Genomic DNA, 10,006 nt, shown 5'->3' on the forward strand with positions numbered 1-10,006 from the left:
GCAGCCGGCCGCCCGGCCCCTGCCGGCTTCCCGCGGCTCACTTGCCCCAGCTGTCCTTCAACCCGCTCGTGCGGTTGAACACCAGGCGCCCATCCGTCCCGCGCTGGCGGTCGGCGACGAAATAGCCCAGCCGCTCGAACTGGTAGCTCGCACCGGGGGCGGCGCCGCGCAGGCCGGGCTCCAGGTAGCCGGAAACGATCTGCAGGCTGCGCGGATTCAGTTCCTCGGTCACGTTGTCGGCTGCGCCGGGCTGTTCGGCGGCGAACAGGCGTTCGTACAGGCGGAACTCGGCCGGCACCGCGTCGTGCGCGCCGACCCAGCCGATCACGCCCTTGACCTTCACGCTGTCGGCGCCCGGGGTGCCGCTCTTGGTGTCGGGCAGCACCTCGGCCAGCACCTTGGTGACCTGGCCGTCGGCGCCTTGCTCGAAGCCCGTGCACTGCACGACGTAGCCGTACTTCAGGCGCACCTTGTTGCCGTCGATGGCCTCGCCGCTCGCGTTCGTGTGCGGCGGGTAGAGGCGGCGATAACCCTTCTCAGGCACGGCCTGGAAGTCCTCGCGCTCGATCCACAAGGTCTTGCCGAAGCTGAAGTGCCGCTGGCCCGCGGATTCATCGTGCGGGTTCACGGGGGCGTGGCAGGGCTCCAGGTGGCCGGCGCCCATGGTGGCGTCCCAGTTCGTGATCTCCAGCGCCAGCGGGTCCAGCACCGCCATCGCTCGCGGTGCAATGGGGTCCAGCGTGTCGCGCAGCGCCGCTTCCAGCGCCGCGTACTCGGTCCAGGCGCCGCCGGTCTTGGTGGTGCCGCTGCGTTCGCAGAAGAGCTTGAGCGCCTCGGGCGTGTAGCCGCGGCGGCGCAGGCCCGCCAGGGTGGGCATGCGGGGGTCGTCCCAGCCGTCGACATGGCCTTCCTCCACCAGCTGGCGCAGCTTGCGCTTGCTGGTGATGACGTGGGTGACGTTCAGGCGCGCGAACTCGTACTGGCGCGGCGGCGGGGCGACCAGCAAGCCGCCCTCGATCAGGCGCTGCATCAGCCAGTCGTAGAAGGGCCGCTGGTCCTCGAACTCCAGCGTGCAGATCGAATGCGTGATCTGCTCCAGCGCGTCCTCGATCGGGTGCGCGAAGGTGTACATGGGGTAGATGCACCACGCATCGCCCGTGTTGTGGTGCGTGGCGCGGCGGATGCGGTACAGGGTCGGGTCCCGCAGGTTGATGTTGGGGCTCGCCATGTCGATCTTGGCGCGCAGCACGGCGGCGCCGTCGGGCAGCTCGCCGTTCTTCATCTGGCGCAGCCGGGCCAGGTTCTCTTCGGGCGTGCGGCTGCGGTACGGGCTGTCGGTGCCGGGCTTGCCGAAGTCGCCGCGGTTGGCGCGCATCTCCTCGGGCGTCTGCTCGTCGACGTAGGCGTGGCCGGCCGTCACCAGGTACTCGGCCGCGCGGTACATGAAGTCGAAGTAGTTGCTCGCGAAATACTCGTGCGGCTGCAGGCGCGGCGTGGCGCAGGCCGCGCTTTCGGGCGCGGGCGCGTCGGCCAGCTCGGTGTCGTAGCCCAGCCAGGCCACCATGTCGCGGATCGAGTCCACGTATTCCTGCTCTTCCTTCTCGGGGTTGGTGTCGTCGAAGCGCAGGTGGCACACGCCGCCGTATTCCTTGGCCAGCTCGAAGTTCAGCCAGATGCTCTTGGCATGGCCGATGTGCAGGTAGCCGTTGGGCTCGGGCGGAAAGCGTGTGCGGATGCGCGCCGGGTCGACGATGCCGGCCTGGTGGTGTGGGCCGTCGCCCGGCGAGCCGCCCCAGCGGCGGGTGGCGTAGGTGCCCTGGGCCAGGTCGTGCTCGATGATGTGGCGCAGGAAGTTGCTGGGCGCGGCCGGCGCCGCCGCTGCGGTGGGATCGGCCTTGCCGGTCTTCGCGCCGCCGTTCTGGGGGGAGGGGGAACTCATGCCCGGAATTCTAGGGGCGGGGGCTCTTCGTACCGACGCGGCGCGGGGGGGGACGGGCACGGCGGGAGCGCGCGGGTTTACGTTTGGCAACCAACTTCACGCGATGGCGGGCAACCTATTCACATCTCGCGCGTTCAATCAGGAACAGGCCGCCCCGGCGGCCATCCGATTCATCCTGGAGACCCATCATGAGCCTCTCGACCTCTTCCTTCTTCAAGTGGGCCGGCGCCCTGGCGCTGGGCGCTGGCGCGCTGTTGGGCGCCCACCAGGCCCAGGCCCAGGTGAGCTGGTCGGTGGGTGTGCACGCGCCGGGCATTTCGGTGGGCGTGGCCAATCCCGCGCCGGTGTATTACGCGCCGCCGCCGGTCTACTACACGCCGCCGCCCGTCTACTACCGCCCGCCGCCGCCCGTGTACTACCGCCCCGCGCCGGTCTACTACGGCCCGCCGCCGGTTTACTACGGCCCGCGCGGCCATTACCGGCCCCATCACCACCGGCATCACCGCCCCCACTACTACCGCTGAGCACCCGCGCGCGCTGCTGGCGCGGGCATCCCGGCCGCCCCTTCGTGGGCGGCCTTTGTTTTCTTGGCGGCGGGGCCCCGGGTGGTGGCTGAAGGGCCGCGCCTCGCGGTCTGGCCGTCGCGCGTTTCGAGTCCGGCGGGCGGGAGGGCTGGGTCAATAGAATGAGAATTGATTCCATTCTCATTGTTAGAGCCATGAAGACACTTCCTCGCCGTGCATTGCGGCTCGCGCCGATCACCCTGGCGCTGCTCGCCGCCGGGACGGGCGCCGGCGCCCAGACCGAGCCCACGCCCGTCGGGGCCGCCCCCGCCGAGGCCTCGCTGCCCCAGGTCACCGTGCGTAGCAAGTACGAGCGCGAGGACCTCCCCGTCCGCGCGCCGGGCCACAAGGCGGCCTCCGGCGCGCGGCTGGGCATCCTGGGCGCGACGGCCATCGTCGACGCGCCGGTGCATGTCAATGCCTACACCCGCGAACTGGCAGAGGACTGGTCGGCGCTGACGCTGCAGGATGTGCTGGAGAACGACTCGGCCGTCGTCTTCACCACCAACAAGAGCCACCTGCTGCAGAACTTCAACCTGCGCGGGCTGGACATGGGCGCGATCGACATCGCCACCAACGGCCTGTACGGCATCGCGCCGGCCAACCAGGTGCCGGTCGAGCTGTTCGAGCGCATCGAGGTCCTGCGCGGCCCGAACGTGCTGCTGTCGGGCATGCCGCCGGCGTCCAGCGTGGCGGGCACCGTGAACATGGTCACCAAGCGCGCCTTGCCGCAACCGATCGCCGACCTGACGCTGACCTACGCCTCGCGCTCCTACTTCCAGGCGCATGCCGACGTGGGCCAGCGCTTCGGTGCCGAGAAGCGGCTGGGCCTGCGCTTCAACGGCGTCTACGGCAAGGGCGAGATGGGCGCCAGGGACGAGGAGCAGTCCCGGCGCGTGGGCGCGCTGGCGCTGGACTACCTGGGCGACCGCGCCCGCTTCTCGCTGGACGTCTACAAGGGCGTCAACAAGATCGACAACGGCAGCCCCGGCATGTTCAACTTCCTGGGCACCGCGGCCATTCCCGGGGTCGGCGTGCTGCTGGCGCCGCCCAAGGGCGACACCAACATGTTCCGCGGCACGCACGGCGAATACACCAACAGCGGCATGCTGGCCCGCGCCGAGGTCGACTTCAGCCCCAACTGGCAGGGCTACGCGGCCGTGGGCGGCTCCAACTCCGTGGGCCAGGGCCTGATGTTCGGCACCCGCGCCATCGTCACCCGCGCCGACGGCACCACGCGGGGCGCCATCTACCACGTCGACACCCGGTCGCGCCGGCGCACGGCCGAGGCCGGGATCATCGGCAAGTTCGACACCGGCGGCGTCAGCCACCGGCTGCAGCTGTCCGCCAACGTGCTGCAGATGAAGGAAGGCACCAACAACACGGCGTGCAACTACTGCTACACGACCCACCTGTACCACCCCACGGTGCCGGTCTTCCCCGTCGCGCCCGTGTGGAAGGGCTACGAAGGGGCCACGGTCGCCACCAAGTACGACTTCCAGTCGCTGGCCATCGCCGACACCCTGGGCTTCGCCGGCGACAAGGTGCTGCTGACCGTGGGCGGGCGCCACCAGACCGTCAAGATGCCGTATTCGGACTACCGCGAAAGCCGCTTCTCGCCCATGGTGGCCGCCGTGGTGCGGCCCTGGGGCGAGCGCGTTTCGCTGTTCGGCAACTACACCGAGGGGCTGGAGCCCGGCCAGGTCGTGGGCGTCGGCTACGCCAACGAGGGCGAAGCCCTGCCGCCCCGGATTTCCAAGCAGATCGAGCTGGGCGTGAAGCTGCAGGCCGGCGAGATGACGCACACCCTCAGCGCCTTCCAGATCGAGCGCCCGTCCTTCGTCAGCGTCAACGCGGGCGGCCGGCTGCCCTACCTGCGCGAGGACGGCGAGCAGCGCCTGCGGGGCCTGGAATGGAGCGCGTACGGCAACCTGACGCCCACGCTGTCGCTGCTGGGCGGCATCACGCACATCCAGTCCGAGCAGCGCAACACCGGCCGCGACACCTACGGCACGCCCGAATGGCGCGTGCGCATCGGCCTGGACTGGCAGACGCCCGTGCCGGGCCTGAAGGTGGGCGGCCGCGTGATCCACACCGGCGCGCAATGGGCCGATTCGGGCAACCGGCTGCGCGTGCCCTCCTGGAACCGGCTCGACCTGAATGCCAGCTACGCCACGAAGTTCGGCAGCACGCCGGTGCGCTTCAACGCCAGCGTGGAGAACGTGGCCGACCGGGCGTACTGGATCGGCACCTTCGGCGACGGCTTCGTGATGGCCGGCGCGCCGCGCACCTTCAAGCTCGCGGCCACGGTGTCGTTCTGAGCGCGCTGACGCGACGCCGCCCGGGCGCGGCGCGGGCCGGCCGGGGCGGGCGCTACATCGCGCGGAACAGGTGGGCGTAGAGCCGGCTCACGGCCAGGCGCTCGCCCGCCGGCCGCCCCCGCAGCTGCAGGTGCAGGCGGCCCGCTTCGTCGCGCTGCACGCTGTCGATGGCGGCGGCCCGCACCACGGTGCCGCGGTGCACCTGCCAGAACTGCTGCGCGTCGAGCTGCGGCAGCAGCTGCCGGAGCGGCGTGCGGATCAGGTGCTCCTGCGTGGCGGTGAGCACGCGCACGTACTTGTCGGCGGCCTCGAAGTACAGCACCTCGTCGACCGGCACCAGGCGCAGCGTCTGGCCGCCGGCATCGCTGGCCGTGATGAAGCGCAGCGGCGCCGTGCTCGCTCCCGCACCTGCACCTGCACCCGCGGGGCCCGGGGCGCCCGCGCCGGCCGCGGCCAGCAGCGCGCGCCATTGCGCCAGGGCCGGCTCCAGCGCGGCGTCGGCCGGGCCGGTGCGCAGTGGCGCCGCCGACCGAGCAGCCAGCGCCTGCTGCAGCCGCGCCACCGTGCGCTGCAGCCGCTCGGGCTGCACGGGCTTGAGCACATAGTCCAGCGCCTGGGCGTCGAAGGCGCGCACGGCGTATTCGTCGTACGCCGTGACGAAGACCAGCAGCGGCAGCGGGCCGGCGCCGGCGGGCCAGGCATCGGCCAGCTCGGCGGCGGCGGCCAGGCCGTCCTGGCCCGGCATGCGGATGTCGAAGAAGAGCAGGTCGGGCGTGAGCCGCAGCGCCTCGCGCACCGCACGGTGCCCGTCACCCGCCACGGCCAGCACCTGCAGTTCGGGCCAGGCCCGGCTCAGTTCCTGCTGCAGCGCCTGCGCGAGCAGGGCTTCGTCTTCGGCGATCAGGGCGGTGGGCATGGGTGCAATCCTGGAAGAACGCGGCTCAGAGCGGAAAGGCGATCAGCGCGCAGGTGCCGCCGCCCGGCTCGGGCGTGAGCTGCAGCAAGGCGCGCTCGCCATGCAGCGTGCGCAGCCGTTCGCGCACCTGGGTGAGGCCGAAGCCGCCGCCCGCGCGGCCCGCAGCGCCGGCGGCCGCGCCTTCGCCCGCTTCCGCGTCCGCAGGCAGGCCCGCGCCCGTGTCCACCACGCGCAGCAGCAGCCAGTCGCCGTCGGCGCGCGATTCGCGCCGCGCCGACACGCGCAGCTCGCCGCCTTCCACCTGGGGCTCCAGGCCGTGGCGGATGGCGTTTTCCACCAGCGGCTGCAGCAGCAGCGGCGGCACGGGCACGCTGCGCAGCGCCTCGGGCAGGTCCAGTGTGCTGCGCAGGCGCGGGCCCATGCGCACGCCCATCAGCGCCAGGTAGTCGTCCAGGCGGGCGAATTCCTCTTGCAGCGGATGCCGCGTGGCGCGCGAGCCGCCCAGCGTGGCACGCAGGTAGCCGTTGAGCCGGTCCAGCATGGCCACGGCGCGCGGCGGGTCCAGCGTGATGAGCACGCGCAGGTTGGCCAGCGTGTTGAACAGCATGTGCGGCTCCAGCTGCGCTTCGAGCAGCTTGAGCTTGGCTTCGCTGGCGTCGCGCTCGGCGGCCGCGATTTCGGCCGCCATCGCCGCGGCCTTGCCGCGTGCGTGGAAATAGAAGCTGGCCGCCGCGCCGGCCGCCACCGTGATCAGCAGCGTGAGCCACGGATCGCGCGCGTTGCCCGCGTGCGGCGTGCCGCGCAGCCAGCCTGCCAGCGGATCGCCGAGCGTGAAGCCGGCCGCGATGCCCACGGCCGTGAGCAGCAGCCCGCGCCAGCCGCGCGGCCAGCCGTGGCCGCCGTCCAGGCTGCGGTGGCAGTGCGCGGCCGGCACCAGGTAGCGGCCGGCTTCGATGACGGCCCAGGTGAGCAGGCCGATGCACAGCGAGCCCACGAGGTGATGCACGTAGTCGCGCTCCGGCCAGATCTGCTGCGTGAAGACCGCCACCACCGCGCAGAACACCGACACCTGCAGCGCATGGCGCAGGGCCGAGAGCCAGGGGTCGTGGCGTGTCACGGCGTCTGCGCCGATTGCGCCGTGCGCACCGCGCTGAGCTGCTCGACGAAATAGTCGCGGATGCGCTCGAACACGGCCGGCAGGCTGCCGCGGTCGAAACCGGGCGGATCGTCGAGCAGGCGCGCCAAGTGCCCACTCAGACCAGGCACCGGTGGCGACAGCGTGGAGCCATGGCCGCCTTCGCGCAGGTCGACCAGCACCGGGCAGCGCGCCGCGCAGGCGGCATGCACGGCGTCGCTGTGAAAGCGCGGCGCCAGCCAGGCGTCGTGCTCGGCGCGCACCAGCGCGAAGGGCACGCGCGGCCGGGCCAGCGAATCGAGGTCGAAGGTCGCGGCCATGGGCACGGCGGCCACCACGGCGGCGATGCGCGGCTCGTCCCAGCTGCGCCAGGCCGTGTCTTCACCCAGGCGGGCGCGGATCACGCGGCGGGCGAGGGCGAGCTTGCCGCCGTCGAGCGGGCCGCCCGTCAGTTCCATGCTCAGGCCCACGCAGGCGGCGAAGTCCTGCGCGATGTGCGCTCCGCAGTGCCGGGCCAGCCGCGCCGGCGACCAGCGCCCGCCGGCCAGCACCAGGGCCGTGAGCCCGCCCGCCGACATGCCGTACATGCCCACGCGCCGCAGGTCCAGCTGCAGCGGCGCGAGGCGTCCGCCCGGCGCCGAGGCCGCGGCCACGCGGTCGATGGCTTGCGAGACCTCCTGCGGGCGCCGCGCCCAGCTCACGGGCCCCGCATCGCGCAGGTCCTCGAAGTTGTCGCCCGCATGCAGGGGCATGGCGACGGTAAAGCCGGCTGCCACCAAGGTCTGCGCCAGGTCGAACTGCGTCCACACCGAGCCGCCCGAGCCGTGCGAGAGCACGACCAGCCGGTGGTTGCCGCCGGCGGGCGGGGCGTCGGGCACGGCCTGCAGCGTGAAGGGGCCGCGCTGCAGCGTCTGCGCCGGCGCCTGCGTGGGATAGGCCAGGGTCAGCGGGCCGCTGCCTTCGGTGGCCGGCAGCACCATCAGGCCGGTGGCGGCGCAGGCGGCGCCGGCGCCCAGCCCACCGAGCAGGGCGGCCAGCCCGAGCAGGCGACGGACGGTGCGGCGCAGGGGAAGGCCACGCATGCCGCGCCCTCAGCCGATCAGCTGGTAGGGGCCGCCGCGCTCCAGCGCGCGCCGGTAGGCCGGCCGCGCCTGCACGCGCGCCAGCCAGCCCATCAGGTGCGGTCGGCGCTCGTTCAGCCCGGCGCGGGCCTTGGCGGCCTCGACCGGGAAGCTCATCTGGATGTCGGCGGCCGTGAACGCGTCGCCCGCGAACCAGTCGCGGCCGGCCAGTTCGGCCTCCATGAAATTGAGGTGCTGCGACAACTGCGGCTGGATGAAGGCGGCCTTGGCCTTGGCGCTGATGCCGCGCGCGATGGGCCGGGCGAAGAAAGGCATCTTCGCCTTCTCGAGCTGGTCGAAGACCAGCTTGAGCAGCAGCGGCGGCATGGCCGAGCCTTCGGCGTAATGCAGCCAGTAGCGGTAACGCACGGCGGCGTCGCTGCCGGCCGGCGGCGCCAGCCGGCCCTGGCCGTAGCGCTCGGTCAGCGTCTCCAGGATGGCGCCCGACTCGGCCAGCGTGAGCCCGTCCACCGTCACCACGGGCGACTTGCCCAGCGGATGCACTTGGCGCAGCTCCCTGGGGGCGAGCATCGTTTTCGGATCGCGCTGGTAATGCACGATCTCGTAGGGCAGTTCCAGCTCTTCGAGCAGCCAGAGCACGCGTTGCGAGCGCGAATTGTTGAGATGGTGGACGGTGATCATGGCGGTCAGGGGGCGGGAGACGGTGGCGTGGAGCGGAAAGCCGCGTGAAGGCGTGTGAAGGCGCGTGAAGCCGCGATTGTGGGCCTGCCGCGCGCGGCGCGCCGGCGGTCAGCGGCCGCGTTCCAGTTGCGCGCGCTCACGCGCCACCAGCCGCTGCATCAGGTGGCCGCCGGGCATCAGCAGCCACACGGCCGCGCCGTGGGCCAGCAGGCCCAGGCCCCAGCCCAGGGCCGGGTACACGGCCCAGTGCCGGCCCTGCGACAGCGACAGCAGGACCAGGCCGGCGTTCACGCACAGGTAGACCGCCGCATGCAGGAACCAGCCGATCTTGGCGCCGGCACGGCGGCGGGCAAGGGCGTCCAGGCGCGCCGGGTCGCGGTCGGTGGAAGGCGGGAAGGAGGCGGCGCAGGCATTCATGGTGTGCTCCAGTGAGAGGTTTGGGAAAGGGCGGAGGGGCTCAGGCGGCCAGGGCGTCGCCGTCGGCCGCGGCGCTGTTGCCGCGGCGGGCCAGGCGCCACAGCCGCAGGGCGCGGCCGACGAACAGGCCGCTGAACACGCCGTAGAGCGTGCTGACCGCCACGGCCAGCAGACTCTGCCGGGCCAGTTCGGGCTGCATCACCAGCGCCACGGCCACGGTGTACTTGGTCAGGAAGATCGCCAGGATCAGCGCCAGCGGCACCCAGGAGCCCGCCTGGTGCAGCCGGCGCGTGGCCGCGTCGTAGCGCGTGCCAGCCGGCAGCGGCCGGCGCAGCACCAGCGCCGCCAGCAGCGCCGCGGCCACCGCCCAGCCTGCCAGTGCGCCGAGCCCGGCCGGTGACTGGCCGAAGGCCGCCACCACGCCATAGACGGCCAGGGCCACCATGGCGACGGGCATGAGCACCACGCGCCACAGCGGCGCCGTCTGGTCGCGCAACTGGCGCCCGCCCAGCCACAGCAGGGCGGCGAACAGGGCATAGACCCAGGCGGGGGTGTGCAGCAGGATCGGGATCAGCATGGCGGGAACTCCTTGGAAGGGCGGGATCAGCGGGGCGATGGCCGCACTGTGCGCGCCGTGGCCGGCCGCGGCCAGCGCCCTGCGACGAATGGCGCTCAGGCGGCGCGAACGGCGCTGTCGGCGCGCGAACGACGGCCGGCCTGGCGCCGGCGGCCGTGCCTTCTGTCGGCTTCGGCCGGCTTTACCCGCCCTTTACGCGCTTGCACACAGGCCAGCTACGATTTGTTGCTCCACTGCCGATCCAGCCTCGCCGCCTGGCGCCGGCCGATCGCATGCCGCTTCTTCGCCCTTCCATGGATTCCTCCAAGCCTTCGTCTTCCGCTGCGCCGGACACGCCCGATTTCCTGCCCCCGCCCCGCCGCCCGCCCCCCCCCC

General features: G+C 72.4%; 9 protein-coding genes. 2 read left to right on the forward strand and 7 right to left on the reverse strand.

Annotation, left to right across the window (positions count from 1 at the left end; all coding sequences use genetic code 11):
- Positions 1-37: 37 nt before the first annotated feature.
- Positions 38-1,939, reverse strand: coding sequence for a glutamine--tRNA ligase/YqeY domain fusion protein (locus LG388_RS05340; RefSeq protein ID WP_225781774.1), 1,902 nt, complete (start codon positions 1,937-1,939; stop codon positions 38-40).
- Positions 1,940-2,127: 188 nt separating this feature from the next.
- On the opposite strand from LG388_RS05340, the gene LG388_RS05345 reads away from it, so the two are divergent.
- Positions 2,128-2,463 (forward strand): hypothetical protein, encoded by a 336-nt coding sequence (locus LG388_RS05345; protein ID WP_225781775.1) that lies wholly within the window; start codon positions 2,128-2,130, stop codon positions 2,461-2,463.
- 194 nt (positions 2,464-2,657) lie between these two features.
- Positions 2,658-4,823: a TonB-dependent siderophore receptor gene (locus LG388_RS05350; protein WP_225781776.1), complete on the forward strand. Its 2,166-nt coding sequence runs from the start codon at positions 2,658-2,660 to the stop codon at positions 4,821-4,823.
- Positions 4,824-4,875: 52 nt separating this feature from the next.
- On the opposite strand, the gene LG388_RS05355 is transcribed toward LG388_RS05350, so the two are convergent.
- The 6 genes from LG388_RS05355 to LG388_RS05380 form a co-directional block, all read right to left on the reverse strand.
- The gene (locus LG388_RS05355) at positions 4,876-5,739 is read right to left on the reverse strand and encodes a LytTR family DNA-binding domain-containing protein (RefSeq protein WP_225781777.1); all 864 of its coding nucleotides are present in this window, start codon (positions 5,737-5,739) and stop codon (positions 4,876-4,878) included.
- Positions 5,740-5,764: 25 nt separating this feature from the next.
- Positions 5,765-6,856 (reverse strand): sensor histidine kinase, encoded by a 1,092-nt coding sequence (locus LG388_RS05360; RefSeq protein WP_225781778.1) that lies wholly within the window; start codon positions 6,854-6,856, stop codon positions 5,765-5,767.
- A complete protein-coding gene (locus tag LG388_RS05365) occupies positions 6,853-7,956 on the reverse strand; it encodes a dienelactone hydrolase (protein WP_225781779.1) in 1,104 nt (367 codons plus the stop codon). Before LG388_RS05365 ends, LG388_RS05360 begins: the two co-directional genes overlap by 4 nt.
- Positions 7,957-7,965: 9 nt before the next feature.
- Complete coding sequence (locus tag LG388_RS05370) at positions 7,966-8,637, reverse strand: glutathione S-transferase (RefSeq protein WP_225781780.1); 672 nt, start codon at positions 8,635-8,637, stop codon at positions 7,966-7,968.
- 108 nt (positions 8,638-8,745) lie between these two features.
- The gene (locus tag LG388_RS05375; protein WP_225781781.1) at positions 8,746-9,054 is read right to left on the reverse strand and encodes a 2TM domain-containing protein; all 309 of its coding nucleotides are present in this window, start codon (positions 9,052-9,054) and stop codon (positions 8,746-8,748) included.
- A gap of 40 nt (positions 9,055-9,094) precedes the next feature.
- Positions 9,095-9,631 carry a DUF6622 family protein gene (locus LG388_RS05380; RefSeq protein WP_225781782.1) on the reverse strand — a complete coding sequence of 179 codons (537 nt, stop codon included), beginning with the start codon at positions 9,629-9,631 and terminating at the stop codon, positions 9,095-9,097.
- Positions 9,632-10,006 lie beyond the last annotated feature (375 nt).

The sequence above is a fragment of the Xenophilus sp. Marseille-Q4582 genome (assembly GCF_916700565.1).
Lineage (GTDB): Bacteria > Pseudomonadota > Gammaproteobacteria > Burkholderiales > Burkholderiaceae_C > Xenophilus.